24 protein-coding genes are annotated in these 26,109 nt (G+C 65.3%); 14 read left to right on the top strand and 10 right to left on the bottom strand.

All coding sequences use genetic code 11. The features are described 5' to 3' along the window. Nucleotide 1: 1 nt before the first annotated feature. Together C2847_RS01900 and C2847_RS01895 are read right to left on the bottom strand one after the other, a co-directional pair. Nucleotides 2-466, bottom strand: coding sequence for a phosphoribosyltransferase (locus C2847_RS01900; protein WP_105316800.1), 465 nt, complete (start codon nt 464-466; stop codon nt 2-4). Then, complete coding sequence (locus tag C2847_RS01895; protein ID WP_105316799.1) at nt 466-1,683, bottom strand: aspartate kinase; 1,218 nt, start codon at nt 1,681-1,683, stop codon at nt 466-468. The genes C2847_RS01900 and C2847_RS01895 overlap by 1 nt, the downstream gene beginning before the upstream one ends. Nucleotides 1,684-1,775: 92 nt before the next feature. Between C2847_RS01895 and C2847_RS01890 the strand changes: the two genes are divergently transcribed. Both C2847_RS01890 and rpoD read left to right on the top strand, forming a co-directional pair. Continuing rightward, nucleotides 1,776-2,897 (top strand): class I SAM-dependent methyltransferase, encoded by a 1,122-nt coding sequence (locus C2847_RS01890; RefSeq protein WP_425275071.1) that lies wholly within the window; start codon nt 1,776-1,778, stop codon nt 2,895-2,897. Nucleotides 2,898-2,921: 24 nt separating this feature from the next. Then, entirely contained in the window at nt 2,922-4,424 is a 1,503-nt protein-coding gene (gene rpoD, locus C2847_RS01885) for an RNA polymerase sigma factor RpoD (RefSeq protein ID WP_105316797.1), read from the top strand. Here the strand turns inward: rpoD and C2847_RS01880 are convergent. Then, nucleotides 4,421-4,933, bottom strand: a complete 513-nt coding sequence (locus tag C2847_RS01880) for a 2'-5' RNA ligase family protein (RefSeq protein WP_105316796.1) — start codon at nt 4,931-4,933, stop codon at nt 4,421-4,423. The two genes, rpoD and C2847_RS01880, sit on opposite strands and share 4 nt — an antisense overlap. A 145-nt stretch (nt 4,934-5,078) precedes the next feature. On the opposite strand from C2847_RS01880, the gene C2847_RS01875 reads away from it, so the two are divergent. From C2847_RS01875 to C2847_RS01830, 10 genes are all read left to right on the top strand, one after another. Next, complete coding sequence (locus C2847_RS01875; protein ID WP_105316795.1) at nt 5,079-6,194, top strand: hypothetical protein; 1,116 nt, start codon at nt 5,079-5,081, stop codon at nt 6,192-6,194. Nucleotides 6,195-6,251: 57 nt separating this feature from the next. Next, entirely contained in the window at nt 6,252-6,740 is a 489-nt protein-coding gene (locus C2847_RS01870) for an NUDIX domain-containing protein (RefSeq protein ID WP_105316794.1), read from the top strand. Next, on the top strand, nt 6,718-7,602 hold the full coding sequence (gene ribF, locus C2847_RS01865; RefSeq protein ID WP_105316793.1) for a riboflavin biosynthesis protein RibF: 885 nt from the start codon (nt 6,718-6,720) through the stop codon (nt 7,600-7,602). Before C2847_RS01870 ends, ribF begins: the two co-directional genes overlap by 23 nt. Nucleotides 7,603-7,663: 61 nt before the next feature. After that, on the top strand, nt 7,664-8,629 hold the full coding sequence (locus C2847_RS01860; protein ID WP_105316792.1) for a sensor histidine kinase: 966 nt from the start codon (nt 7,664-7,666) through the stop codon (nt 8,627-8,629). After that, nucleotides 8,626-9,222, top strand: coding sequence for a response regulator (locus C2847_RS01855; RefSeq protein ID WP_105316791.1), 597 nt, complete (start codon nt 8,626-8,628; stop codon nt 9,220-9,222). The genes C2847_RS01860 and C2847_RS01855 overlap by 4 nt, the downstream gene beginning before the upstream one ends. Before the next feature lie 165 nt (nt 9,223-9,387). Beyond that, on the top strand, nt 9,388-9,915 hold the full coding sequence (locus C2847_RS01850) for a TorD/DmsD family molecular chaperone (protein ID WP_105316790.1): 528 nt from the start codon (nt 9,388-9,390) through the stop codon (nt 9,913-9,915). Then, on the top strand, nt 9,887-12,184 hold the full coding sequence (locus tag C2847_RS01845) for a molybdopterin-dependent oxidoreductase (RefSeq protein WP_105316789.1): 2,298 nt from the start codon (nt 9,887-9,889) through the stop codon (nt 12,182-12,184). The genes C2847_RS01850 and C2847_RS01845 overlap by 29 nt, the downstream gene beginning before the upstream one ends. Then, nucleotides 12,184-12,771 (top strand): 4Fe-4S dicluster domain-containing protein, encoded by a 588-nt coding sequence (locus tag C2847_RS01840; RefSeq protein WP_105316788.1) that lies wholly within the window; start codon nt 12,184-12,186, stop codon nt 12,769-12,771. The genes C2847_RS01845 and C2847_RS01840 overlap by 1 nt, the downstream gene beginning before the upstream one ends. After that, nucleotides 12,764-13,525, top strand: a complete 762-nt coding sequence (locus C2847_RS01835; protein WP_105316787.1) for a polysulfide reductase NrfD family protein — start codon at nt 12,764-12,766, stop codon at nt 13,523-13,525. Before C2847_RS01840 ends, C2847_RS01835 begins: the two co-directional genes overlap by 8 nt. Before the next feature lie 36 nt (nt 13,526-13,561). Beyond that, complete coding sequence (locus C2847_RS01830; protein ID WP_105316786.1) at nt 13,562-14,005, top strand: rhodanese-like domain-containing protein; 444 nt, start codon at nt 13,562-13,564, stop codon at nt 14,003-14,005. 153 nt (nt 14,006-14,158) lie between these two features. On the opposite strand, the gene gcvPB is transcribed toward C2847_RS01830, so the two are convergent. From gcvPB to C2847_RS01795, 7 genes are all read right to left on the bottom strand, one after another. Further along, nucleotides 14,159-15,592 carry an aminomethyl-transferring glycine dehydrogenase subunit GcvPB gene (gcvPB, locus tag C2847_RS01825; RefSeq protein WP_105316785.1) on the bottom strand — a complete coding sequence of 478 codons (1,434 nt, stop codon included), beginning with the start codon at nt 15,590-15,592 and terminating at the stop codon, nt 14,159-14,161. Then, nucleotides 15,589-16,905: an aminomethyl-transferring glycine dehydrogenase subunit GcvPA gene (gene gcvPA / locus C2847_RS01820; protein WP_105316784.1), complete on the bottom strand. Its 1,317-nt coding sequence runs from the start codon at nt 16,903-16,905 to the stop codon at nt 15,589-15,591. The genes gcvPB and gcvPA overlap by 4 nt, the downstream gene beginning before the upstream one ends. Before the next feature lie 117 nt (nt 16,906-17,022). Further along, complete coding sequence (gene gcvH, locus C2847_RS01815) at nt 17,023-17,409, bottom strand: glycine cleavage system protein GcvH (protein ID WP_105316783.1); 387 nt, start codon at nt 17,407-17,409, stop codon at nt 17,023-17,025. An 18-nt stretch (nt 17,410-17,427) separates the two neighbouring features. Further along, a complete protein-coding gene (gene gcvT, locus C2847_RS01810; protein WP_105316782.1) occupies nt 17,428-18,477 on the bottom strand; it encodes a glycine cleavage system aminomethyltransferase GcvT in 1,050 nt (349 codons plus the stop codon). Nucleotides 18,478-18,492: 15 nt separating this feature from the next. Further along, nucleotides 18,493-20,226 carry an ATP-binding protein gene (locus tag C2847_RS01805; protein ID WP_105316781.1) on the bottom strand — a complete coding sequence of 578 codons (1,734 nt, stop codon included), beginning with the start codon at nt 20,224-20,226 and terminating at the stop codon, nt 18,493-18,495. Next, entirely contained in the window at nt 20,226-21,164 is a 939-nt protein-coding gene (locus C2847_RS01800; RefSeq protein WP_105316780.1) for a DNA double-strand break repair nuclease NurA, read from the bottom strand. The genes C2847_RS01805 and C2847_RS01800 overlap by 1 nt, the downstream gene beginning before the upstream one ends. A 4-nt stretch (nt 21,165-21,168) precedes the next feature. Then, entirely contained in the window at nt 21,169-22,899 is a 1,731-nt protein-coding gene (locus C2847_RS01795) for an NAD-dependent malic enzyme (protein ID WP_105316779.1), read from the bottom strand. 334 nt (nt 22,900-23,233) lie between these two features. Here C2847_RS01795 and cas10 point away from each other — a divergent pair, with 334 nt between their 5' ends. Next, a complete protein-coding gene (gene cas10, locus C2847_RS01790) occupies nt 23,234-25,702 on the top strand; it encodes a type III-A CRISPR-associated protein Cas10/Csm1 (RefSeq protein ID WP_105316778.1) in 2,469 nt (822 codons plus the stop codon). Further along, a complete protein-coding gene (csm2, locus tag C2847_RS01785) occupies nt 25,703-26,107 on the top strand; it encodes a type III-A CRISPR-associated protein Csm2 (protein WP_105316777.1) in 405 nt (134 codons plus the stop codon). Nucleotides 26,108-26,109: the final 2 nt, after the last annotated feature.

Below are 26,109 nucleotides of genomic sequence, written 5' to 3'. Positions count from 1 at the left end.
GTTAGGTTTTTAGCCAGGCCTCGGGGGCCCAAGGGTAGACCACCCAGGCCTCCGTGGCCTCGGCGTACACGTCGGGTTCGTCCGGCACCTGGTTCCGGCTGGGCTTAAAGTGCAGGGTGGCCACCAGGGGAAACCCTCCCGCCTGGCGGACCCGGGCCTTCACCGCCAGGGCCGTCCGCCCCGAGTCCCACACGTCATCCACCACCAAAACCCGCTTGCCGAAAAGCAGGGGGTCTGGGGGGAACTGCAAAAAGACGGGCTCAGGAAGGGTTTCCTCCCCCTCGTAGAACATCACCGCCGCCGTGAGGATGTCCCGTGCGCCCAGGGCCTGGGCCAGAAGGGCGGTGGGGATGAGCCCACCCCGGGCGATGCCCAGGATGAGGTCAAACTCCTCCCCCTGAAGCCTGCTGGCCAGGTGGCGCACCAGGCGAAGGAGCCCCTCCCAGGACAGGAAGAGCCTTTCCATCAGGGTTTATCCAGCTCAAAGGCCTGGTGCACCGCCCTTAAGGCGGCCTCCGCGTACTGGGCGGGGATGATGACGGAGATGCGCACCTCGCTGGTGGCGATCATCTCGATGTTGGCCCCGGTGGAGGCCACCGCCTGGAACATCCTGGCGGGGATCTCCGGGGCCGAGGCCAGCCCCACCCCCACGATGGAGACCTTGGCGATGTCAGGGCGGAGAAGGGCCTCTCCCCCGATTTCCGCCAGGACGGGTTCTAGGGCCTCGAGGGCCTCCTGGGCGAAATCCTTCTTCACGGTGAAGGCCATCTGCTGCCGGGAGGGATCGTGCCCGGGAACCCCCTGGATGATCATGTCCACGGCGATGCCCCGCTCGGCCAGGGCCTGGAAGACCTTGGCGGCGATCCCCGGCTGGTCGGGGATCCCGATAAGCCCGATCTGGGCGTGGTCCAGATCCAAGGCCGCACCCGTCACCACCTTGCCCATTTCCATGTTGACCTCCTTCACCAGGGTACCGGGGTTGTAGGAAAAGCTGGAGCGCACGTGGAGCACCACCCCGTAATGCTTGGCATAGTACACCGCCCTGGGGTGGAGGACCCTGGCCCCCAGGGCAGCCATCTCCAGCATCTGGTCGTAGCCGATCACCTCAAGCTTCCGGGCCTCGGGAATTAGGTGGGGGTCCGTGGTGTAAACCCCTTCCGTGTCCGTGTAGATCTCGCACTCCTTAGCCCCCAAGGCGGCGGCGATGGCCACGGCGGTGGTGTCCGACCCCCCCCGGCCCAAGGTGGTGATCTCCCCTTCCCTGGTGGTGCCCATGAAGCCGGCGATCACCGCCACATACCCCTGGTCCAGGGCCTCTTGGATGCGGTTTGGGTTCACCTCCAGGATCCTGGCATCGCCGTAGCGGCCATCCGTGAGGAGGCCAATCTGGTGCTGCACAAAACCCCTGGCCGGGATGCCCATGGCCCAGAGCTGCATGGAAAGGAGGGCCACGGAAACCTGCTCCCCGGTGGTGGTGAGGAGGTCCAGCTCCCGGAAGGGGGGTCTCGGATTCACCCGCTTGGCCAGGGCAATGAGCTCATCGGTGGTGTGGCCCATGGCCGAGACCACCACCGCCAGCCTATGCCCCTTCTCCCGGTAATGGGCGATGCGCTGGGCCACCTTGTGGATGCGCTCCAGGTCGCCCACGGAGGTGCCGCCATATTTTTGCACGACCAGGGACACGCTTGCCTCCTTTCCGCCCAAGGGGCGGCTTGAAAAGGAATGTTATCACATTTGCCCCTTCCCCCCAAGCCCCGTATCCTTGGCGTGTGGGCATGACCCTAGCCGCGTACCACCGCCTCACCCCTCTGCCCCGGCCCGGGGGGATGCTTTACGTGAAGCAGGGGGCCCGGGGGTACCGGGACCCGGTCTACGAACTCCTGCAAAGCACCGTGGCCCCCTTTGGTGAAAGGGCCCTGGACCCCAACCCCGGGGTGGGTCTGGGAAGCCTTCCCCTGGAGGGCCGGATGGAGGTGGAGAGGCTGGAAACCTCCAGGGCCGCCTTCCGTTGCCTCCAGGCCAGCGGCCTGAAAGCCCGCCTGGCCCCTCCTTGGGAAGCGGAGGAAAACGCCTACGACCTGGTGGTCCTGGCCCTGCCCGCAGGCCGGGGCACCGCCTACGTAGAGGCCTCCTTGGTGGCCGCCGCCCGGGCCTTGAGGATGGGGGGCCGGGTCTACCTGGCCGGGGATAAGAACAAGGGCTTTGAGCGCTACTTCAAGGAAGCCCGGGCCCTTCTGGGCTACGGCATGGTCCTCAAGCGGGAAGGCCCGGTGCGGGTGGCCCTTCTGGAAAAGGAAAGGGAAGCCCCACCCCTACCCTCCCTCTGGCACCCCTTCCAGGCAAGGCTTCTGGGGGAGGCCTTCACCTTCGTTCACCTGCCAGGGGTCTTTTCCGCTGGTAAGGTGGACAAGGCCTCGGTGCTTCTCCTCGAGGCCCTGGCAGGGGAGTTAGGGAAGGACCTAACGGGGAAAAGCATCCTGGACCTGGGAGCCGGCTACGGAGCCCCCACCCTGTCCCTGGCCCGCCTGGGGGGGGAGGTGACCGCCCTCGAGGACGACCTGGTCTCGGTCCTTTCCTTGAAAAGGAGCCTGGCGGAAAACCGCCTTACCGCCCGGGTGCTCCACTCCGATGTGGACGAGGCCTTGACAGAAGGCGAGGTATTTGACATCATAGTTACGAATCCCCCCTTTCACGTGGGGGGAGCGGTTATCCTGGATGTGGCCCAGGCCTTCGTGGAAGCGGCGGCGGCCCGGCTAAGGCCGGGCGGTGGGTTTTTTCTGGTGGCAAACCCCTTTCTCAAGTACGAGCCCCTACTGGAAGAGCGCTTTGGCGCTTTTAGGACGCTTCTGGTGAGGGAGTACAAGGTGCTCTTCGCCCAGAAGACCAAAGGGGGATAAAAACCCCAAGGAGGGAGGTCCACGTTGAAGAAGACCAAGACCAAGGCGAAACCGGTTACCGCTGGGGAAGAGGAAAGGATGACCGTCCAAACCCAAGAATCCATAAACGCCATGGAGAAATCCCCTGAGGCCTCCTCGGCCAAAGCCGGCTCCGGAGGAGCCACCTCGAAACACCGGAAGAAGGCCCCACCGGCCCCCCTGGAGGTAAAAGAGGAAATCCCTCACGAGGAGGAAATGGCACCCGAGGCCAAGGATCCCCTCCAAGGAAGCTACCTGGAGGAGGCTCCGGAAGAACCCCACCTCGAGGCGGAGGAGCCCGAACTCGCCCCCGAGATCTTCCTGGACGAGCCCCTGGATCCCATGGCGGACGAGAGCTACCTGGAAGCCGACGACCTCCTTCTTCCCGAGGAAGGCCCTTCCCCGGACTACCTGGGCGAGGAGCTCTTCGAGGAAGAGGAGGAGCTGGCCCTGCCCAAGGTTTCCACCTCCGATCCCGTGCGCCAGTACTTGCACGAGATCGGCCAGGTCCCCCTCCTCACCCTGGAGGAGGAGATCGAGCTGGCCCGCAAGGTGGAGGAGGGCATGGAGGCCATTAAAAAGCTCTCCGAGGCCACGGGGCTGGACCAGGATTTAATCCGCGAGGTGGTGCGGGCCAAGATCCTGGGAACAGCCCGCATCAGCCAGATCCCCGGCCTAAGGGAGAAACTGGACCCCAAGACGGTGGAGGAGATTGACCAAAAGCTCAAAAGCCTTCCCAAGGAGCTTAAGCGCTACCTGCACCTCGCCCGCGAGGGGGAGGCCGCCAGGCAGCACCTCATAGAGGCCAACCTGAGGCTGGTGGTCTCCATCGCCAAGAAATACACCGGCCGCGGGCTTTCCTTCCTGGATCTGATCCAGGAGGGCAACCAGGGCCTCATCCGGGCCGTGGAGAAGTTCGAGTACAAACGGCGCTTCAAGTTCTCCACCTACGCCACCTGGTGGATCCGCCAGGCCATCAACCGGGCCATCGCCGACCAGGCCCGCACCATCCGCATCCCCGTCCACATGGTGGAGACCATCAACAAGCTCTCCCGCACCGCCCGTTCCCTCCAACAGGAGCTGGGCCGCGAGCCCACCTACGAGGAGATCGCTGAGGCCATGGGCCCGGGCTGGGACGCCAAGCGGGTGGAGGAAACCCTCAAGATCGCCCAGGAACCGGTTTCCCTGGAGACCCCCATCGGGGACGAAAAGGACAGCTTCTACGGGGATTTCATCCCCGACGAGAACCTTCCCTCCCCTGTAGACGCCGCCGCCCAGAGCCTCCTGGCCGAGGAACTGGAAAAGGCCCTCTCCAAGCTTTCCGAGCGCGAGGCCATGGTGCTGAAACTCCGCAAAGGGCTGATTGACGGGCGGGAGCACACCCTCGAGGAGGTGGGGGCCTACTTCGGGGTCACCCGGGAGCGCATCCGCCAGATTGAGAACAAGGCCTTAAGGAAGCTCAAGTACCACGAGTCCCGCACCCGGAAGCTCAGGGACTTCCTGGATTAGCCAAGACCCCGCCCCACACCAAGGGGGAAACGGGCCACCTCCTGGAGGTGGCCCTCGTCTTCATCCCGCACCAAGGCCACTTCCTTCACCAAGAAGGAGCGCCTTTGGGGAGCGGGAAGCTCCTGCGCCAGCCTCCTTGCCTCCTCCTCGGATAGCCCTAGGGCCAGGGTGATGTGGGGCAGGTAGCTGGGCCCTTCGATCTCCTTCAGGGGCGGGGCCAAGGGTTCCAGGGCGTGGTAGAGGCGCCGGAAGGGGGTACCCCCATAGGCCCTCAGGTAGACCACCCCCTGGGGGAAATACCCCCACCCCCCGAGGCGCAGGCGAAAGGGCGCGTGCCCCCGAAGGATGCCCGCAAGGGCGATCTTTAAAGCCTCCTCTTCATAGGGCCAGTCAAAGGGCTGGCGCAGGTTAAGGTGCGGGGGGCCGAAGCCCCTGATCCCGTGAAGGGCCTGAAGCTCCTCCAGGAAGCGCCTCAGGTCCTCCGGGGGCCACACCAACACCCCGTACACGCCGCCAGTATACCCGCTGGGCCTACCCAAGCCCTTTTCGGGTTGACTCGAGGAAACCCTCCGTCAACCCCGCTCCCCGGGACATATTACCCTTGACTTAGGTGTTAACAGGGGTGTGAACTCTCCTCGTAAGGAGGTGGCGTTTATGAAAAGAGCCCTACTGGCCCTGCTGGCCCTTGGTTTGATGGTGGCCCTGTCCAACAAGGAGGCCATCCAAAAGGAGTGGGAGCAGAGCGCCCACAACAACGGGCTGATGGGGGCCAAAACCCTGAGCGTGGCCACGGTGGAAGCCCGGGCCGAGGGTGCCGCCCACTGCGCCCGCTGCCACAGCGAGCAGGGCTTCCTCGCCTGGCTGGACCAGCTCAAGAAGGGCAACCCCGGGAACCTGGTGGGCCCAGACGGCAAGCCGGCCACCGTGGACTACCTCAAGTCCTTGGGCCTGACCCAGGACCAGGTCAAGCCCGTCACCTGCAAGGCCTGCCACGACGAGGACGGGGATCTGCGCCTGGCCAACGACACCCCCATGCTTCCCTCGGGGTTTAAGGCCACGGCCGTGGGCAACGCTGCTTTGTGCATCGCCTGTCACAACACCCGAAACGGCCGCATCACCTGGAACGCCGAGGACCCGGGCCGCTACACCCCTCCTCACGCCTCGAGCCAAGGGGACGTGATCCTGGGCAAGAACGCCTTCTTCGTGGACGACACCAAGGAGTGGCCCAACCCCCACGCCTTCTTCACGGGGAACGCCTGCTCCACCTGCCACATGAGCCTGGCGGGGACCGGGGAGTACTCCAGCCATACCTTCAAGACCCCGGAAAACCTCTGCGCTTCCTGCCACGGCACCAAGTACACCAAGGAAATGGTCCAGGAAAATACCGCCCACCTCCTCTCCCTCCTGCGCAGCAAGGTGAACGCCCGGGTGCTGGCGGTAAGGGACCGCATCAAGACCGTGCGGGCCTACAACCCCGAAACCGGCCAGTTCACCCCCAACACCCCCGTCAAGGCTCCGGTTTACCGGGTGGAGATCACCTCCATTGCTGGGCAGATCGCCTTCAAGATGACCCTCACCGACGGCGCCGTGCTCTACAGCCAGCTTGGGGACATCCGGGACGAGAAGGGCCAGCCGGTCTTCGCCACCAAGGACCCCATCGTCCGGGCCAGCTGGAACTACCTCCTCCTGGAAAACGACGGCTCCAAGGGCGTGCATAACCCCACCTACACCCGGGCCGTCCTCCTGGCCACCCTGAACGCCCTTCAGTGATCCCCATACGATCGCCCCGGGGAACACCCCCGGGGCTTTTGGCCTTAACATGGGAACGTGAGCCGCACCTACCTCTACCGGGGCCGCATCCTGAGCCTGGCCCTGGAAGGCCGTTACGAGATCGTGGAGCACAAGCCCGCGGTGGCCATTGTGGCCGTGCGGGAGGGAAGGATGCTCTTCGTGCGCCAGCACCGTCCGGCGGTGGGCCTGGCCCCCCTGGAGATCCCCGCGGGGCTTATAGAGCCCGGGGAGGACCCCCTGGAGGCCGCCCGCCGGGAGCTGGCCGAGGAAACTGGGCTTGCGGGGGACCTTGCGCCCCTTTTCAGCTACTACGTGTCCCCGGGCTTCACCGACGAAAAGACCCACGTCTTTTTGGCCAGCAACCTGCGGGAAACCCAGGCCGCGCCGGACGAAGACGAGGAGATCGAGGTGGTCTGGCTGGAACCGGAAAGGGCCTTAGAGATGCACCAGAAGGGCGAGGTGGAGTTTTCCGCCACCGGCCTGGTGGGCGTGCTTTACTACCATGCTTTTCTCCGAGGTCGCTGACGTTCCCAAGGGAGCCAAGGTGGTGGCGGTGGGCTCCTTCGACGGGGTACACCTGGGCCACCAGTACCTGCTCCACCAGGCCCTGGCCGAGGCCAAGAGCCTCCACCAGCCCCTTCTGGTCTACACCTTTGACCCCCCCACCAAGGTCTTCACCCGGGGCGAGGGGTTCCTGATGGACCTTACGGAGAAGGTGGAGGCCTTAAGGGCCCTGGGGGTGGAGCTGATCCTGGCGGTGGCCTTCAACGAAACCTTCGCCCAGAGGGAGGCAGGGGAGTTCCTGGAGGACCTAAGGCGGCTTGGAGCCAGCCGCATCTATGTGGGGGAAGACTTCCGTTTTGGCAAGGGCCGGGGCGGGGGCCCGGAGGATCTGGCCCAGGTGGCCCCGGTGCGCATCGTTCCCCTTTTAGCCCTGGGAGGGGAATCGGTGAAAAGCAGCCGCATCCGCACCCTTCTGCAAGAGGGCCGGGTGGAGGAGGCGCGCCACCTCCTGGGCCGGCCCTACGGGGCCTACGGGGTGGTGGTGGAAGGGGAAAAGCTGGGAAGGAAGCTGGGCTTTCCCACCGCCAACCTGGCCGTTCACCCCCAGAAGATCCTCCCCCCAGGTGTGTTCGCCGTGGAGGCCCAGGGATCCTTTGGCCGCTACAAGGGTGTGGCCAACGTGGGCACTAGGCCCACGGTAAACGGTAGGGAAAGAAGGCTCGAGGTGCATCTTCTGGGTTTTGCCGGGGAGCTTTACGGGGAGGAGATGCGCCTGTCCTTCCTCAAGCGCCTGCGGGAGGAGAAACGTTTCGATAGCCTCGAGGAGCTCAAGGCCCAGATCGCCCAGGATGTGGCCTCGGCCCGCGCGTACTTTGGCCTCTAGGTAGCCCATAAGACCCCTTCGGGGGACATCCTTCCCGGTGGGGCCCGGATAGGCTGGAGTTGTGGACTGCGCAGGCTTGGCCGAGGCCTTGGTGGGCGCCCGGGGGAGGCAGGAGGTCTTCCGCCGCGCCCTGGCGGCCCTGGAGGAGGCGGGGATCATCCGCTGCGGCGAGGCCTACTGGGTGGGCGAAGGCCTCTCCCTTTTCCAGATGCAGGCCTGCCGGACCACCTGTCCCCTGGTGGCCCGCTCCCGTCCCCTGGCCGAGGAAGCCCTAAGGCGGGGAGGGGCGGTGAAGGAGGGATCCTTCGTGGCCATTCCGGTGAAGCAGGGGGAAAAGACCCTGGCGGTGGTGGTGTTGAGCCTCCACGAAGGCCGAGAAGCCCCTGAGGCCCTCCCTTCCCTCCTCCTCCTGGCCCTGAAGCGCCCGGGGCTGGAGCTGGCGGGGAGGCTCCTGGCCACCCAGGAGGAGGAAAGGCGCCGGGTGGGCCGGGAACTTCACGACGGGGTGGGAAGCCTCCTCACCGCCGCCCTCCTTACCTTGAAGGTGGCGGAAAAGCACCCCGAGAAGCTCCCCGAGGCCCGCAAACGGGTGGCGGAGGCCCTCGAGGAGGTCCGGCGGCTTTCCCGGGAACTCCGCATGCCCTTCCTGGACGATCTAGGGCTTAAGGAAGCCCTGTCCCGCTACCTGGAGGAATACCGCCAACATGGCCTTCAGGTGGTGGCTGAGCTGGACCTACCCCACCTGCCCAAGGAGAAGGAAGTGGCCCTCTTCCGCGTGGTGCAGGAGGCCCTGACCAATGTCCTGCGCCATGCCCAAGCCCGGCGGGTATCCGTGCGCCTCTGGCAAGAGGGGGATCGCCTCTTCGGCATGGTGAAGGATGACGGCCGGGGGTTTGACCCCGAAACAACCCCTCCTTCCGTAGGGCTTTTGGGCATGCAGGAACGCATCCAAAGCCTGGGGGGAAGCTTCGCCTTGCGTAGCAAGCCCGGCCAGGGCACGGAGGTGGAGTTCGGGGTGCCCCTATGAGGGTGGTCTTGGTGGAGGACCACCACCTGGTGCGCAAGGGCCTTCGCCTTCTCCTGGAGGAAGGTGGCCACCAGGTGGCGGCGGAGTTCGCCCGGGCGGAGGAGGCCCTGGCCGCACCCTGGGAGGCCGAGCTGGTCTTTTTGGACCTGAACCTGCCGGGCATGGGGGGCCTCGAGGCCCTCCCCCTCCTGGCCAAAAGGGCCAAGGTCCTGGTGGTTTCCATGCACGACGAGCCCGCCTACGTGGCCCGGGCCTTCGCCCTGGGGGCCAAGGGATACCTGCCCAAACATGCCCTGGACCAGGATCTTCTGGAGGCTCTGGAGCGCCTGGGAAGGGGCCTCCGCTACCTCCACCCCAGCCTGACCGAGGCGCTTCTGGAGGGGCAGGCGGAACCGGGACCCGAGGTTCTTTCGGACAGGGAGCGGGCGGTGGTGGCCCTTCTGGCCCAGGGCTACACCCTCTCCCAGGTGGCCGAGCGCCTGGGGATTTCCGTGAAGACCGCCTCCACCTACAAGGGGCGGGCCCTGAACAAGCTGGGGCTCATGGACACCCCCGACCTGGTGCGCTGGGCCCGGGAGCAGGGCCTAGCCTAAGTGCTCACGNCGCGGGGGTACTTAGGGCAGCCCCAAGCCCCTGACCCCGCTTGGGACATTCTTCCCAAGGACATTTGCCCTAGGAAATCTTCCGACAGACACAGGTAAAACCCTCTGTCTTGTGAAAGAGAGGGCAAGCCCTATCTTAAGCCCAGGAGGTGAGGCATGGAACTCTTGGGCTGGGTCACGGCAAGCTTCTTCTCCCCACCGGGAGAGGCCCTCTTCCGGGAGCTCTATGCGGGCACCCTGGAGGAAGCCCTGGAGGAACTTACCGGCCACCCCGTGGCCCTGCCCAAGGTGGCGCCCCGGGAACTCCAGGCCGCCTACACCGCCCTCTTTGTCACCCACCCCGAGGGGCTTCCCGCCCCGCCCTATGCGGGCTATGCCCTGGATGGGGAGCTCTTCGGCCCCTCCTTCCACCGCCTCCAGGAGCTTTACCGGGAAGGAGGCCTCGAGGTGCAGGCCACCTGGCGGGACCTGCCCGACCACATCGCCGCCATTGGGGAGGCCATCGCCCTCCTGGCGGACAAAAACCCCCATCTGGCAAAGAGGCTTGCCCTGGAGTTCCTCAAGCCCTGGCTGGACCGCTTTGCTCCCCAGGTGAAGGCCCACGACCCCACGGGCTTCTACGCCACCTTGGTGGACCTCTTACAGGAGGGTATCCATGCAAAGACGGGATTTTCTCAAGCTTAGCACCCTGGCCGCAGGCGCTTTGGCCCTTCGGGGAAGCGGCCCTGCCAAGGCCATAAAGACCCCTTGGTACCGGCAGGGGGTACGAAGCGTCTACCAGATCTGCGAGGGATGCTTCTGGCGGTGCGGCATCGTAGCCCATGCGGTGGGGAACCGGGTGTACAAGGTGGAGGGTTACGAGGCCAACCCCAAAAGCCGGGGCCGGCTCTGCCCCCGGGGCCAGGGCGCGCCCCAGACCACCTACGACCCCGACCGCCTGAAGCGGCCCCTGATCCGTGTGGAAGGGAGCCAGCGTGGGGAGGGCAAGTACCGGGTGGCCACGTGGGAGGAAGCCTTGGACTACGTGGCCCAAAAGATGCTGGCGATCAAGGAGAAGTACGGCTCCGAAGCCATCGCCTTCTTCGGCCACGGCACCGGGGACTCCTGGTTCGTGGACTTCCTGCCCGCCGCCTGGGGCAGCCCCAACGCCGCCAAGCCCTCGGTGGCCATCTGCACCGCCCCCCGGGAGGTGGCCTCCCAGTGGGTCTTCGGCCGGCCCATCGGCGGCCACGAGCCCGTGGACTGGGAAAACGCCCGCTACATCGTCCTCATCGGCCACCACATCGGCGAGGACACCCACAACACCCAGCTCCAGGACTTCTCCCTGGCCATGAAGCGGGGGGCCAAGCTGGTGGTGGTGGACCCCCGCTTCTCCACCGCCGCCGCCAAGGCCCACCTGTGGCTTCCCATCAAGCCCGGCACCGACACCGCCCTCCTCCTGGCCTGGATCCACGTGCTCATCTACGAGGATCTCTACGACAAGGCGTACGTGGAGAAGTACACCACGGGCTTTGAGGAACTCAAAGCCCACGTGAAGGACTTCACCCCCGAGTGGGCCGAAAAGCACACGGAAATCCCCGCAGCAACCATCCGCCAGGTGGCCCGGGAGATGGCGGCCCATAAGCCCCAGGCGGTCCTGCCCCCCACCCGGCACAACACCTGGTACGGGGACGACACCTACCGGGTGATGGCCCTCCTTTACGTGAACGTCCTTCTGGGGAACTATGGGCGCAAGGGCGGTTTCTACATCGCCCAAAGCCCCTTCCTGCCCAAGTACCCTACGCCGCCGCTTCCCCTCGAGCCCGCCGCCGGAGGGTGCGCGGGTCCGGCCGCCGCGGACACCGAACCGGAGGGCTTCCGTCCCAGGGCGGACAAAGGCAAGTTCTTCGCCCGCACCACCGCCATCCAGGAGCTGATCGAGCCCATGCTCACGGGGAAGCCCTACCCCATCCGGGGGCTCATCGCCTACGGTATCAACCTCTTCCACTCCATCCCCAGCGTCCCCCGTACCAAGGAAGCCCTGAAGGGGCTGGACCTTTACGTGGCCATCGACGTCCTGCCCCAGGAGCACGTGATGTGGGCGGACGTGATCCTGCCCGAGGCCACCTACCTGGAGCGCTACGACGACCTGGTGGCCGTGGCCCATAAGACCCCCTTCATCCAGCTCCGGGTGCCCGCCCACGAACCCCTCTTTGACACCAAGCCCGGGTGGTGGATTGTCCGGGAGCTGGGCCACCGCTTGGGCCTCGGGGAGTTCTTCCCCTGGCAGACCATTGAGGAGTACCTGAACACCCGCCTCCAGAGCATCGGCTTCGACTTGGAAACCCTGAAGACCATGGGCACCCTGGTGCAGAGAGGCAAGCCCTGGTTGGAGGACTGGGAAAAGGAGGGCCGCCTCCCCTTCGGCACCCCCTCGGGCAAGATCGAACTTTACTGCCAGAGGTTTAAAGAGGCGGGACACTCGCCTCTCCCCATCTACACCCCTCCAGAGGAGCCACCTCAGGGTTACTATCGCCTCCTCTACGGCAGGAGCCCGGTGCACACCTTCGCCCGCACCCAGAACAACTGGGTCCTCATGGAGATGGATCCGGAAAACGAGGTCTGGATCCATCGGGAGGAAGCGCAAAAGCTGGGGCTCAAGAACGGGGACTACGCGACCCTGGTGAACCAGGACGGGGTCAAGGAGGGCCCGGTGCGGGTGAAGGCCACGGAAAGGATCCGAAAGGACTGCGTCTACATCGTCCACGGCTTCGGCCACAAGGCCCCCCTCATGAAGATCGCCAACGGGCGGGGGGCCTCGGATGCCTACCTGCAGACCCGTTACAAGTTGGACCCCATCTCCGGCGGGGCAGGCCTGCGGGTGAACTTTGTGCGGCTTGAGAAGGCCGAGAAGCCCAAGCTTCCCACCCTGAACACGCTGGCCAAACGGCCCTTTGACGAAAGGAGGATGTGATGCCCCGCTACGCCATGGCCATAGACCTCTCCCTCTGTGTGGGCTGCGCTGCCTGCGCGGTGGCCTGCAAGATGGAAAACCAGGTACCCCCAGGGGTTTTCAATCTCTGGATCCGGGAGCGGGAGGTGGGGGCCTACCCAGGCCTCCTGGTGGAGTTCCGTCCCGAGCAGTGCCTGCACTGCGCAAACCCCCCTTGTGTGCCCGTGTGCCCCACGGGGGCCAGCTACCAAAGGGAGGACGGGTTGGTGCTGGTGGACCCAAAGAAGTGCATCGCCTGTGGGGCCTGCATCGCCGCCTGCCCCTACGATGCCCGCTACCTGCACCCCGCGGGCTACGTGAGCAAGTGCACCTTCTGCGCCCACCGGCTGGAAAGGGGCCGCGTCCCCGCCTGCGTGGAAACCTGCCCCACGCACTGCCGCACCTTCGGGGACCTGGACGACCCGGAAAGCCCCGTGTCCAAGGCCCTGAGGGAGGCGGGCCGGGTGGACGTGCTCAGGCCCGAACAGGGTACGAGGCCCAAGCTCTTCTACCTGAACGCCCCCTCCAAGAAGGGGCTCACCCGGGAAAGCGAGGTGCGCCATGACTGAGTTCTACGGCCTCCCCAACGCCGGAGAGTTCTGGCACTGGACCAACGCCCTGCACTTCGTCTTGGTGGGGCTGGCGGGGGGAATGGCCTTTCTGGCTGCTCTCCTCCAACTAAGGGGGCACGAGGAGGCCCGGCGCTACACCCTTCTTGCCCTGGCCTTCATCGCCTTGGACCTCTTCGTCCTCTGGGCCGAGTCTCCCGCCCGCTTCCGCTTCGCCCACATCTGGCTTTTCCTCTCTGTGCATCCAGGCAGTCCCATCTGGTGGGGAGCCTGGGGGCTTGGCTTGGCCTTCCTTTCCGCAGGGCTCCTTTACCTGGGCAAGGGGCCAAAGAAGGTCTTGAGCTGGGCTCTCCTGGCCTTTAGCCTGGTGGCCCTCGCTTACCCCGGTATGGCCTTGGCGGTAAACGCAAACCGGCCTCTCTGGAATGCCCTTCTGGCCGGTCTTTTCCCCCTCACCGCCGTGGTTTTGGCCCTAGGGGTGGCGGCGCTTCTGAAAAGCCCGTGGGCCTTTTACCCGTTGCGCCTTCTGGTGGGGGCCTCCCTGCTCCTCGCCCTCCTCTATCCCCTCACCCTGGGCACGGAGGCCAGAGGGCACCTCTGGGAGGAAGCAGGCTTGGTCTACGGCCTCTTCCTCCTCTTGGGTCTGGGGACCTTCTGGGGGAAGCGGCTTTCCCCCTGGGCGGGACTCCTGGCGGCTGCCGGTCTTCGGGCACTCCTGGTCTTCGCTGGCCAGTGGCAAGGTCTTGGCCTTTAGGGGTGATACCCCTAGGGAATGCATAGGAGGTACACGATGAAAGGCATGAAGAAGCTCGGTTGGTTGGGTCTCCTTCTGGTTCTTCCGGTTCTGGCACAGGCCACCACGGCCACCTTCTCCGCCCTTACGGTGCGGGAGGTGGGCAACTTCCTCTCCAACCTCCCCGCGGGGAACTGGTACATGCTCCTGCCGGCAGCGGCCAAGCAGCAGATGGACGCCATGGACGTGTTCATCCTGGACGTGCGGGAGCCCAACGAGTTCCAGGCGGAGCGCATCCAGGGTGCGGTGAACATCCCCATCCGTGACCTGCCGAAGCGGGTAGGCGAGCTACCCAAGGGCAAGCCCATCATCGTCTACTGCGGTGGCGGACACCGGGGCGCCATGGCCTTGGTCTTCCTCCGGGGGCAAGGTTACAACGTCGTCAACATCAACGGCGGCATCAAGGGCTGGAAGGACGCGGGGCTTCCCGTGGTGAAGTAGGCGGGTAAGCCCAGGGGGGCAGGGCTTAGGCCCTGCCCCCTTTTTGCCCCCCTAAGTACCCCGTCGTGGCGCAAGCCACGACGGGGACCCCAAAAAGGCTACGGTCAAGCCGCTTCTGCTTTTGCCAATGGAGCACCCTTCGTGCACGGGCACTTAGGGCATCCCCAGCTCGTCAAAGTAGGTGAGTTTGGGGTATTTGTTGGCCCGAAGCTCGTCCAGGCGGCGCACAGGCGTGGAGTAGGGGGCGCCCTCGAGCCACGCCTTGGGCTTTTGCAGAAGGGCCCCCATGGCTTCGGCGAAAGCCTCGAGGGTCTCCTTGCCCTCGGTCTCCGTGGGCTCGATCATCAGGGCCTCCTTGACGATCAGGGGGAAGTAGACCGTGGGCGGGTGGAAGCCCAGCTCCAAAAGCCCCTTGGCCAGGTCCAGGGTGCGGAAGCCCTGGGGGGGCTGGGCCACGAACTCGTGCATGCAAGGGCCGTCGTAGGGTACCTTGTACCCCTTCTCCTTGAGGAGTTCCTTGAGGTAACGGGCGTTGAGCACGGAAAGGGCGGCCGCCTTCTTGAGGCCCTTTAGCCCCAGGGTGCGGATATACGCCCAGGCCCGCACCAAGGCCAGGAAATTCCCGTAAAAGCTCCGCACCCGGCCGATGCTCTTGGGAAGGTCAAAGTTCAGGTAGAAGCCTTCCTCGCCCCTCTCCACCGTGGGCACGGGAAGGTAGGGAGCCAGGTGGGCCTTCACCCCCACGGGCCCCGAGCCCGGCCCGCCCCCCCCGTGGGGCACGGTGAAGGTCTTGTGCAGGTTCAGGTGGACCACGTCAAAGCCCATGTCCCCCGGCCGGGCCCAGCCCATGATGGCGTTCAGGTTGGCCCCGTCGTAGTAAAGCTGCACCCCGGCCTCCTTGCTGATGCGGGAAATCTCCAGGATGCGCCGCTCAAAAAGGCCCAGGGTATTGGGGTTGGTGAGCATGATGGCAGCCACATGGGGACCCACCTCCCGCTTCAGGGCCTCGAGGTCCACCTCCCCATCCGGCCCCGAGGGAACCTCCTTCACCTGGTAGCCCGCCATGCTGGCGGTGGCGGGGTTGGAACCGTGGGCAGAATCCGGCACCAGAACCAGCCGCCTCTCTTTCCCCTCCCCCCGGTCCTCGTGGTAGGCGCGGATGATGAGGATTCCGGTCAGCTCCCCGTGGGCTCCGGCGGCAGGCTCCAGGGTAATGGCGTCCATGCCCGTGAGGGCCTTCAAGTACTCCGAAAGCTGCCACATGAGCTCCAAGGCTCCTTGGACGGTCCCCGGGTCCTGGTAGGGGTGCAGGTCGGCGAAAAGCCGCACCGCCTCCTCGTGGAGCTTGGGGTTGTACTTCATGGTGCAGCTGCCCAGGGGGTAGAAGGTGGTGTCCACCCCCACCTGGCGGCGGGAAAGCCCCGTGTAATGGCGCACCAGGGTGAGCTCATCCACCTCGGGAAGCCGGGGTGGGGCCTTGCGCAAGAACTTCTCCGGGATGTAGCGGGTGGCCTCAGGCGTCTCCTCCACCAGCCTCAGGCCCCGCCTTCCCGGGCGGCTTCGCTCAAAGATCAAGGGATAGCTCATGCCAACACCTCCTGCATGGCCTCCTTAAGGGCCAAAAGGTCCTCCTCTCGGTGCAGCTCCGTGGCGGCGAAGAGGGCGAGGTTCTCCCCGTACTCCCTCGGCACCGGGGTGGCGGCGTGGAAGCCCCTTGCCGCCAAGGCCTCCCGCACCGCCTGGGGTTCCTTAGGAAACCTGAGAACAAACTCGTTGAAAAAGGGCTTTGGGGTGAAGGGCTCCACCCCCGGGATCTCCAAAAGAAGCTCCCAGAGGCGGTGGGCCATGGCCACGCTTTTCAGGGCCACCTCCTTAAGCCCCAAAGGCCCCAAGGCCGCCAGATACATGGCCCCCATAAGGGCGGTGAGCTGGGCGTTGGTGGTGATGTTGCTCTTGGCCTTGGCCCGGCGGATGTACTGCTCCCGGGCCTGGAGGGTGAGGATGTAGCCCCGCTTCCCCTCGGCGTCCACGGTTTCCGAGACCAACCGTCCAGGCATCTGGCGCACGAAGGCCTTCCGGGTGGCCAGGTACCCGAAGTGGGGCCCGCCAAACCCCATGGGCAGGCCCAGGGTCTGGCCATCCCCCACGGCGATATCCGCCCCATAAGCCCCCGGGGGCTCCAGAACCCCCAGGGAAAGGGGGTCGGCCACCGCCACGAAAAGCGCTCCCACCCCATGGGCCCTCTCCGCCAAGGGGGCGAGATCCTCCAAGGCCCCCAGGTAGTTGGGGTTTTGCGCCACCACGGCTCCCGTACCCTCGGGCACCTCCCCCAAAGGGGTGCGGCCCTCCTCCAGGGGCAGGGTGATGAGCTCCGCCCCCACCGCCTCCAAATAGCTCCTGAGCACCTCCCGGTACTCCGGGTGCACCCCCTGGGAAACCAGGACCCGCATCCTTCCCGTTTCCCTCAAGGCCAGAAGGACCCCCTCCGCCAGGGCAGTGGCCCCGTCGTACATGGAGGCGTTGGCCACCTCGAGGCCCGCAAGCTCCGCCACCATGGTCTGGTACTCAAAGGTGGCCTGCAAAACCCCCTGGCTCACCTCCGGCTGGTAAGGGGTATAGGCGGTCAGGAACTCCCCCCGGCTCGCCAGGGCCTGGACCACGGGCGGGGTGTGATGGCTTCGTATCCCCCCTCCCAAAAAGGCTTTGAAGGCGGGCTTGTTCCTTCCCGCAAGCCGTTTGAGCTCCTCCAGCACCGCCCACTCGGGTAAGGGCTCGGGCAGGGAAATCTCGGGGTTTAAAACCTCCTTTGGCAGGTGCCGGTAGAGGTCCTCGAGGCTTCCGGCCCCCACCCGTTCCAGCATGGCCCGGATCTCTTCCTCGGTATGGGGCGTATAGTCCATAGGATCATCCTTAAACAAAACCCCCGGGCCATTTGACCCGGGGCCACAAAAGGGCTCTGCCGCCCGGCTAAGGACATCCGGGCACTCCAAAGCCCAGAGCTCGCCATACCGGCCGCCTTACCCTTCGCTCTCCAAGACCTCCTGGTAGCCGGCGGCATCCAGCAGGTCATCCAGGTGCCCTATGTCCAAGGGACGGATGCGGAAGATCCAGCCCTCCCCATAAGGGTCCTGGTTGATGAGCTCCGGGGTCTTCTCCAAAGCGGTGTTCACCTCCACCACCTCACCCGATACCGGGGCGTAGATGTCGGAGGCGGTCTTCACGCTCTCCACCACGGCCACCGCCTCCCCCTTCTCCACCTTGCGCCCCACCTCGGGGAGCTCCACGTACACCACATCCCCAAGCGCATCCTGGGCGTAGTCGGTGATGCCCACTAAGACCGTATCCCCTTCGGGTAGGGCCCACTCGTGGGTCTTGGTGTAAAAGCGGTCCTTGGGTATATCCATAGCGCCTCCTAACCCCCGCTATTTTAGCGGCACAAAGGGCAAGGGGCTAAGGGAAGCTCCCGCCTTGCGCCCCCGAACCTCCACGAAGAAGGGTTCCTGCGCCTCCTTCTCCACATAGGCCAGGGCGATGCCCCTTTCCAAAAGGGGAGAATAACCCCCGCTGGTCACCCGGCCCACCGCCCGGTCGCCGGAGTACACCCTATACCCCTCCCGGGGAATCCCCACCTCCAGCACCAGGCCGATGAGCCTCTCGGCGCACGGCGTGGCCAGCATCGCCTCCTTGCCGTGGAAATCCTTCTCCTTCTTCACCACCCAGGCCCAGGGGGTGCACAGGGGGTTGGTGTCGTCGGTAAGCTCGTGGCCGTAAAGGGGAAACCCAGCCTCCAGCCTCAGGGTGTCCCGGGCTCCCAGGCCCGCCGGGGTCGCTCCCGCCTCCAAAAGGGCTTCAAAGACGGCCTCGGCATCCTCGGGAGCCAGAAAGAGCTCAAAGCCATCCTCCCCCGTGTACCCGGTGCGGGCCAGGCGGGCAGAACGGCCCGCCACCCGGGCGCTGAACACGTCGTTCTTTTTCCTTTGGGAAAGGTCGGCGTCGGTCAAACCCTGGAGGAGGGAAGCCGCCTTGGGACCCTGCAGGGCCAGGAGGGCGGTTTCCTCGGAAAGGTCGGTGAGCTCCACGGCAAAGCCCCGGGAGAGCTCCTTCAGGTGAGCGAAGTCCTTGGCGATGTTGGCGGCGTTCACCACCATGAGGTACTCCTCTTCGGCAAGCCGGTACAGGTAGATGTCGTCCACCACCCCCCCTCGGGCGTTGGGGAGCATGGAGTACTGGGCCCGGCCCACCTTTAGCTTGGCGGCATCGTTGGCCGTGGCCCACTGGAGGAAGGCCAGGGCCTCCCTGCCCCGGATGAGGAACTCCCCCATGTGGCTCACGTCGAAAAGCCCAGCCCCCCGGCGCACCGCCAGGTGCTCCTCCACAATGGAGGTGTACTGTAGGGGGAGGGCATGGCCGGCAAACTCCACCATGCGCCCCCCGTGGCGCAGGTGGGCTTGGTAAAGCAGGGTCTTCTTCATGGCAGCCCCATCCTACTAGAAGAACTCCCGCCTGAGGGCCTCGGCGGAGTTGTCCTCGAGGACCTCCTCCCGCTTGGTGGCCCAGGCGGGAAAGGGGAAGCGCACGAGGAGGGGTACGGGGATCTCCGGCTGGTGCAGGATCATCATCCCTTGGGGCAGGATCAGAGCCCGTTGGCGGAAGGAGGTGGGGAGGTAGCGGTACTCGGGCCGCTCGGCCTCGGCGGCATCCAGGCGGCCCACCACCCGGATGGCGGCGTTTCCCACCACCCTTCGCTCCACCTCGCTGGCGGTCTGCTGGGCTCCGATCAGGATCACCCCCAGGGAGCGGCCGCGCTCGGCGATGTCCAGGAGCACGTCCTTGATGGGGCTTTCCTCGTCCCGGGGGGCGTACTTGTTAAGCTCGTCCAGCACCACGAAAACCCGGCCTCGGTACTGGCCCCGCTCCTTTTTGGCGAAGAGGTCGGAAAGAAGGCTCCCCACCACGAACATCTGGCCCTGGGGGGAGAGTTTGGCCAGGTCCACCACGTGGACCTGTTCCCCTCCTTCCAGGGGGTCCGGGGGGTTGCCCTTGCGGTCTCCCCGGACCAGGTGGGCCACGTTCTCCACGCTTGCGCGGAGGCGCCGCACGAAGGCCTCGAGGGTCCCCCGGGCCTGGCGGGCGGTCCAGGTCCGGTCCCCCTCCCCCTCTCCCGTTTCGGGGCCCAAAAGCTTGTACTCCAGGTAGCGCACCAGGTCGGAAAAGCTTTTCAACCGCACCCTGCCCAGGTCGTCAAAGGTGATCCCCTCGGGAAGCTCCCCTCCGAGCCAGTCCGCCACCAGGAGGTGGGGCCCCTTCTGCCCCTCCGCAAGCCGCCTCAGCTTCTCCGTCACGTGGGCCACCAGGAAGCCCAGGTTGGTGAGGGCCCCCTTGTCGGTGAAGAGGAAGGGCAAAAGCCCCTTCTGGGCAAACTGCACCAGGTCCCAGTGGTAGGCCTTCACCCCCTCCAGGCGGGTTTCCACATCGGGGAGAATCCCCTCCCCTCCCTTCCTGGGCGGGGCCAGGAAGCGCACGCTCCCAAAGGGGGTAGGGGGAAGGCCCAGGCGGCGGTACTCCTCCTTGGCCTCCTCGGAAAGCCTTAGGTTCGGCTTGTCCAGGAAGAGGAGGTCCTCCCCCTTCACGTTGAAGAGGAGTACCCTGGCCTGGTGGGCCTCCTCGAGGACCCCGCTTTCCAAAAGGCTCTTCAGGAGGAAGGTGGCGTAGCTGGTCTTGGCCGCCACCCCGCTGATGCCGGAGATGTTCACGTGGCCCCCCTTCACCCCGCTCAAAAACTCCAGGTTCAGGTAGGCCACCTCCCCGTTTTTCAAAAACCCCGCGGGAAGCTTGGTGCTCCCCCTCTGGTTTTTCATGGCGTCGTAGTAGAGGGCCAGCTCCAGGTCCTCCCCTTGGGCCAGGTAGACGTCAGAGCCTGGGTCTGGGGGGAAAAACTCCTCGGGCACGATGCGGGTCACGCTCACGTGGGCCACGTAGGCCAGGGAAACGGGGATTTTGCCCTCCGCGGCCAAAAAGATGTCCGTGTCAAAGCTTTCCCCCTCGTGAACCTTGGCCACGTGGTCCACCATGCCGAAGTACCGCACCTTGCCCACCTTGGGATGGAACCCTTCCACCACCACCAGGTCGTCCAGGCGCAGAAGACCCTCCCCCTCCACCCCCACCCAGAACTCCAGGGGAGTGGCCTCCCGGCTACCCAATACCACCCCGATGCGCTCCATCAACCACCTCCCAGATACCGTGCCAGGAGGCGGCCCACCACCTCCCGGCTTCCCATCCTGCGGGAAAGCTCCCGCTCAAGCCCCCCCACGGGCAGGAGGTTCTGCGGGGCCCTGGGGTCCTTCACCGGGTGGGAGGCTAGGGCGGGAAAGAGGCTTAAGGATAGGTCCGCCAAGGCGCCGAAATCCCCCTGTAGCGGGGTTTCCACCCGCAGAAGCCCGCTTTCCGGCGGGCGCACTCCCTCGGGGGGCAGGGGCAGGCGCAGGTACCAGCTGGCCAGTTCCTGCCCCTTCCGGCGCACCCTAAACATGGGGGTGCGCTCCCCGGGCTTCAGGGTGGAGAGGAGGGCCTCCCTGTCCTCGGGGAGGTAACGGGCCCAGTGGGTCTTGATGTACCCCAAAACCGGGCCCTGCCGCCTTAAGCGCACGGGACCGTCCACCACGAGAAGGCCTCCTGCGAGGGCTTCGGCCAGCTGCTCCTCCAAGAGGGTCCTGGCCTTCCGCAAACCCTCCTGAAGGGCCGTAAGGACGTCCCCCGGGTTCGGAGGGCCCTCGAGGGGCAGGGGTTCGTACACCAGCTTCCCCAGGCGCAAGGCCTCCTCCAACCCCACCCCTACCCGGCGCACCCTGGTTTCCAGCAGGCGCATATTCCCTCGCTGATAAACCACGGCACCGGCGGCCACGCACCCCAAGAGGGCAAGCCTCCTCCCGTCGGAAAGCACCGCCTCCGCCCGCTCCCGGCCGTCCACGAAGTAAAGGGGCTCGGGCCAGGGGAGGGGATGGGCCCTTCTGGCCTCCCAGGGTTCCTCCAGGGGGTAGAAGCTGGCCAGGTAACCCTCCTGGGCGCCCGGCGTCCCATCCCAGACCCCAGGCGAGGCCTCCACCCCTTCCGCGGGGCCCTCGAGGCGGGAAAGATCCAGGGCGTAAAGCCGCCAGGCCATGCCCCTAGATTACCGGGGCCGGGCGGTAGGGGAGGTACTCGGGCTCCCAGAAGCGGCTACGCACGAACTCCATAAGCCCCTTGAAGGAAAGGCCCTTCACCCGTTCCTCCTCGGCCACGCCCTCCTCGAGGGCCTTTTGCATCACCCGGGCCGCCACGTAGGGGGAAACCTCCCGCAAGCGGGCCACGGGAGGGTAAAGGAGGTCTGGGAAATGGGCCTTGGTGTAGTCGTAAAGGGCGTAGGCCGCCTCCAGCACCATCCCGTCCGTCACCTCCCGGGCCCGGGAAAGCACCGCCCCAAGGCCTAGGCCGGGAAAGATGAAGGCGTTGTTCCCCTGGCCGATGGGAATGGTCCGCCCCATGTAGCCCACCGGGGGAAAGGGGCTACCCGCCGCCACCAGGGCCTTCCCCTCCGTCCAGTAAATGAGGTCATCGGGTAGGGCCTCGGAGGCCGAGGTGGGGTTGGAAAGGGGAAAGATCACCGGGCGGGGGGTGTTTTCCATCATGACCCGCGCCACCGGCTCGGTAAAGCTTCCCCCCTGGCCGGAAAGGCCCAAAAGCACGGTGGCCCGGGCGTTGCGGATGGTCTCCAAGAGGTTGGGGTAGGAACCCGCAAACTCCCACCCGGCGATGCGCTCCCGCCGTTGCGCGTAGGGTTGCTTGTAAGCCTCCATGCTCCGGCCTTCCACCAGGAGGCCCTTGGAATCCAGCACCAGAACCCGGGCCCGGGCCTCCTCCTCGGAAAGGCCCTCCCGCTTCATGCCCTCCCTTAGGGCCCAGGCCACGCCGATACCCCCGGCCCCAGCCCCGTAGATGACGATGGTCTGCTCCGAAAGCTTCTCCCCCTTCAGGCGGCAGGCGGAGAGCACCCCTGCCAAAGCCACCGCCCCTGTGCCCTGGATGTCGTCGTTGAAGGAGGGCACCACCTTGCGGTACCGCTCCAGCACGTTAAAGGCCGTTTCCTTAGCGAAGTCCTCCCACTGTATGAGGGCCTTGGGGTAACGCTTCCGCACCGCCTCCACGAAGCGGTCCAGGAAGCGGTAGTACTCCTCCCCCCTAAGGCGCTTATGCCGCACCCCCAGGTAAAGGGGGTCCGTGAGGAGGTCCTCCCGGTCCGTGCCCACGTCCAGCTCCACGGGAAGGGTTTTATCGGGTCCCACACCACCCACGGCGGTGTAAAGGGTGAGCTTCCCAATGGAGATGGCCATGCCCCCGTACCCTTGGTCCCCGATGCCCAGGATGGCGGAGGAGTCCGTGGCCACGATAAGGCGGACCTCCTCCAGGGGCACGTTGGCCAGGGCCTCCTCAACGCGGTCGATGTTTTTGGTGCTGGCGGTAAAGCCCCGGGGGTAGCGGTAGATGTGGGAGAACTCCCGCACCGCCTCCCCCACCGTAGGGGTGTAGAGGATGGGAAGCATCTCCTCCAGGTGGCCCACCAAAAGGGCATAAAAGAGCACCTCGTTGCGGTCCTGAAGGTGGCGGAGGTAGATGTGTTTCTCCAAAGGGCTCTGGATGAGGCGGTAGCGGCGGTAGACCCTCTCCTTCTGCTCCTCGAGGGTGTTCACATGGGGGGGAAGGAGGCCCTCGAGGCCCAAGGCTCTCCGCTCCTCCTCGGTGAAGGCCGTGCCCTTGTTGAGGAGGGGAAGCCTAAGGAGAAGAAAACCGGAAACATAGGGCTCCAGGTACCGCTCGCCTCGTTCGTCCCGTTTGACATCGTAATAGCGGCTAACCGGCATAGCCCTATTCTTCCACCGCCAAGGCGGCAAGGCTAGGGTAGAAACGTCCGGATACTAGTTCCCATATTGGCCAGCTTCATCCGGCGGTTATCATCGGGGATGTCGTAGGCAACGGTATAAAGGCGCTTCGTGGGCGCATGGTAGCCGGTAGCCTTGGCCACGCCGCAACCGCCCTGAGGGGGGAAGCGGTGCGAAGGGATGTTTTGGGCATGGCAGGCACGTGGGGACAAAGACCCCTAAAACCACCTCCCCCACGCTGCCCGGCCCACCCCATACGGGGTCATGTTCATGGGTCACAGCCAAGGTCGCACCCCGTTTTATAATCACCATCGACATGTCCGCTGGTATAAAGCTCGCCCTTGCGGGCCTTCTCCACGACATCGGCAAGCTTCTCCAGCGGGCGCGGTGGGGGGAAGGAGGCCGGGAACCCCACCCCGCCTACAGCGCCCGTTTTGTGGAGGAGTATGCGCCCATCTTTCAGGCGGCGGGAGTGGATCCCGAGTGGCTAAAACGCACCGTCCAACGTCACCATGAAGGCTGGAGAGACCTTCCCCAGTACCAGCCAAAGACTCCAGAGGAGTGGTGCGTGGCCCTGGCCGACACGTATGCCTCCAAGGAGAGGGAGGAGGCCGGTACCCGGGGGGGTCCTACGGTAACGGAGACACCCCTTGTTTCCCCCTTTTCCCAAATCTGCCTCCAGACGGCTACCCAGGAGGAAAAGAGGGGAGACCCCTGGGGTTACAGTCCCGTCCACGCCCAGGGTGAGGGCCTAAAGCCCGGGGCCCCTTACCCGGAGAAGACGCCCAACATCAGGAAGGATGTGTATGTCCGCCTCAAGGAGCTCCTCGACAAGAGGATGCAGGCCTTGGAGCAAACCCCCCCCTCAAGCCCTCAAGCCCTCCTCCTTTCCCTGGCGGCAGCCCTACAGGAGTGCGCCTCCTTGATCCCCGCCGACACCACTTCGGAGCCGGACGTCTCCCTCTACGACCACCTACGGCTCACCGCCGCCATCGCCCATGCCCTTTGGCTCTACCACGGGGAGAACCCCTCCGTGGAGGACCTGCGCCGCGACAAGAAGAAAAAGTTCCTCTTGATGATGGGAGACCTCGGGGGCATACAGGGGCACATCTACCGCGTGGCAGGGGCGGAAACCGGCGTGGGGGGTATCGCCAAGCGGCTTAGGGCCCGGAGCCTCGAGGTCAGCCTGGCAGCGGAGGCCATGGCCCTAGGTCTTTTGGAGAAACTGGGCCTTACGCCCCTTAACCGCATTATGAGCGCTGGGGGAAAGTTCTACCTGCTCCTGCCCAACACCCCCGAGGCGAAGGCGAACCTCAAAGCCCACCTCGAGGCCTGGGAGAAATGGGCCTTTAAAAACGGGGCTAGCCTCCTCCCCCACCTGGCCTGGACCCCCTTTACCGGGGAGGAGTTCAAGGATTTTGACCAGGTTTTCCGTAGAGTGCACCAGGCCCTCGCCGAAGCAAAGCTTCGGCCTTTGTGCTTTCTCCAATCCACCTCCGCCACCCTTCGCCCTGACCTTAGGCCGTGTGCGGCTTGCGGCCTGAGGCCAGCCCTCCAGGACGAACCCGGGGCCCTTTGCCGGGAATGCGAGCGGGAGCGGGAAGTGGGTGGCCGCCTTCCCCGGGCCCAGGGGGTGACCTTCCACTTGAAGGGGGCTCCTCCGCCCTACTTTGACTTTCCCAGCCTGCAGGTGTCCCTTTGGGACGGAACCGGTCCTGTCGGGAGTTCTTTCCATGTGCAGCGGGGAAGGCCAAACTTTGAGCCGGATGGCCTTGCCTTTGAGGTGAAACCCCTCTTGGGGCACCTGCCCACGGTGGAGGATGCCCTGAGAGCCGAGAGAAAGAGCCTGGAGGAGTACCGGACCTGGGTGGTCCAGGAGGGCCTTTTTGAGGAGGAAGAGGAGGTAACCCCCGAACGCCCCCTCACCTTCAGCGAGCTGGCAGCCCTTTCGCAAGGGGTTCCGTACCTGGGTGGACTCCTCCTAGACGCCGACCGCATGGGCGAGATGTTCGCCCGGGGGTTGCGGTGCCAAGGGGGTAAGCGGGAGCTGGCCACCCCAAGCCGCATCGCTACCCTCTCCCGCTTCCTGGAATGGTTCTTCACCGTGGAGGTGTTGGAGCTCATCCGCAACCCCAAAACGTACGCCAAGCGCCTGGGCTGGAGCGACCTTGAGGCCGAGGAAAAGGCCCGGCGCTACCCCCTCCTCTACAGCGTCTACTCGGGGGGGGACGACCTCTTCCTCCTGGGCCCTTGGGACGCTCTCCTGGACTTCGCCCTGGACCTGGAAAGGCTCTACCGGCTCTACGTGCGCCACGAGGCCCTGACCCTCTCCGGGAGCTTCCAGCTCTTCGGCGGCAAAACCCCGGTCCCCTCCATGGCCCAAGCCCTACAGGAGGCGGAGGCCTCCGCAAAGGAAGCAGGGCGGGGCCGGCTCTTCCTGTTTGGCCGGGCGGTGCCTTGGGACACCCTAAGAGACTTGCGCCAAAACTGGATGGAACGCCTCCGGGAAGACTTGAAAGGGGACCGGGTGAGCAAGGCCCAGGTCTACCGGTGGCTAAGCCTGTGGCGGCAGTTTTGGAGCACCTTCCGGCCCCAGGACCCCAACGAGGACTTAGGGGAAAGGATGCGCTACAAGCCCCTTTTGGCCTACGCCCTGAGGCGGGTAAAGGAGAAGGATGCCAACACCTGGAAATGGTACTGCGAACTCCTGAATCACCAAAAACCGGCTTGGCACCACTTGCCCGTTTGGGCACAATGGGCGCTATACAGGGAAAGGGGGGACTAGATGGCAGAGTTGGTGTTTTTTCAGGACAGGACAAAGGAGCTCTTAGACCCGAGGGTATTCGCAAGGGCGGAACAGTTGGCCAAGGAGATCGCCCAGGAGGGCAAGGTGAAGTCCAACCAGTTCCGCAACTACTTCGCTGAGCTTCGGGCCCTGGAGAACCGCTTTCTTAAGGAAAGGCGCCAGGACCCGGACAAGGCCTTCCGGAGGCTGGTGCCGGAGCTGGAGCTCCTCAAGGCCAAACTGGCCTACAACACCCGCAACAACGGCCCGCTAAAGGGGGCCACCACCTTCGTTAACTTTCTCAACGAGGCCATAGACGCCGGCAAAAGGAGCCCTGAGGACTTCCTAGCCATGATGAAGTACGTGGAGGCAGTGCTGGCGTACTTCTATGCCCATGGGAGGTGAGG

Origin of the sequence: Thermus tenuipuniceus (genome assembly GCF_002964845.1) — a bacterium.
GTDB classification, from domain to species: domain Bacteria; phylum Deinococcota; class Deinococci; order Deinococcales; family Thermaceae; genus Thermus; species Thermus tenuipuniceus.
The sequence above is the reverse complement of the archived record's forward strand: the minus strand, read 5'-3'. Positions and strand labels throughout refer to the sequence as shown.

Coding starts and splice junctions, on each gene's coding strand:
- C2847_RS01900 (WP_105316800.1), bottom strand. CDS start 466: ATGGAAAGGCTCTTCCTGTCCTGGGAGGGGCTCCTTCGCCTGGTGCGC.
- C2847_RS01890 (WP_425275071.1), top strand. CDS start 1,776: ATGACCCTAGCCGCGTACCACCGCCTCACCCCTCTGCCCCGGCCCGGG.
- C2847_RS01875 (WP_105316795.1), top strand. CDS start 5,079: ATGAAAAGAGCCCTACTGGCCCTGCTGGCCCTTGGTTTGATGGTGGCC.
- ribF (WP_105316793.1), top strand. CDS start 6,718: ATGCTTTTCTCCGAGGTCGCTGACGTTCCCAAGGGAGCCAAGGTGGTG.
- C2847_RS01855 (WP_105316791.1), top strand. CDS start 8,626: ATGAGGGTGGTCTTGGTGGAGGACCACCACCTGGTGCGCAAGGGCCTT.
- C2847_RS01850 (WP_105316790.1), top strand. CDS start 9,388: ATGGAACTCTTGGGCTGGGTCACGGCAAGCTTCTTCTCCCCACCGGGA.
- C2847_RS01845 (WP_105316789.1), top strand. CDS start 9,887: ATGCAAAGACGGGATTTTCTCAAGCTTAGCACCCTGGCCGCAGGCGCT.
- C2847_RS01840 (WP_105316788.1), top strand. CDS start 12,184: ATGCCCCGCTACGCCATGGCCATAGACCTCTCCCTCTGTGTGGGCTGC.
- C2847_RS01835 (WP_105316787.1), top strand. CDS start 12,764: ATGACTGAGTTCTACGGCCTCCCCAACGCCGGAGAGTTCTGGCACTGG.
- C2847_RS01830 (WP_105316786.1), top strand. CDS start 13,562: ATGAAAGGCATGAAGAAGCTCGGTTGGTTGGGTCTCCTTCTGGTTCTT.
- gcvPB (WP_105316785.1), bottom strand. CDS start 15,592: ATGAGCTATCCCTTGATCTTTGAGCGAAGCCGCCCGGGAAGGCGGGGC.
- gcvPA (WP_105316784.1), bottom strand. CDS start 16,905: ATGGACTATACGCCCCATACCGAGGAAGAGATCCGGGCCATGCTGGAA.
- gcvH (WP_105316783.1), bottom strand. CDS start 17,409: ATGGATATACCCAAGGACCGCTTTTACACCAAGACCCACGAGTGGGCC.
- gcvT (WP_105316782.1), bottom strand. CDS start 18,477: ATGAAGAAGACCCTGCTTTACCAAGCCCACCTGCGCCACGGGGGGCGC.
- C2847_RS01805 (WP_105316781.1), bottom strand. CDS start 20,226: ATGGAGCGCATCGGGGTGGTATTGGGTAGCCGGGAGGCCACTCCCCTG.
- C2847_RS01800 (WP_105316780.1), bottom strand. CDS start 21,164: ATGGCCTGGCGGCTTTACGCCCTGGATCTTTCCCGCCTCGAGGGCCCC.
- C2847_RS01795 (WP_105316779.1), bottom strand. CDS start 22,899: ATGCCGGTTAGCCGCTATTACGATGTCAAACGGGACGAACGAGGCGAG.
- cas10 (WP_105316778.1), top strand. CDS start 23,234: ATGTCCGCTGGTATAAAGCTCGCCCTTGCGGGCCTTCTCCACGACATC.
- csm2 (WP_105316777.1), top strand. CDS start 25,703: ATGGCAGAGTTGGTGTTTTTTCAGGACAGGACAAAGGAGCTCTTAGAC.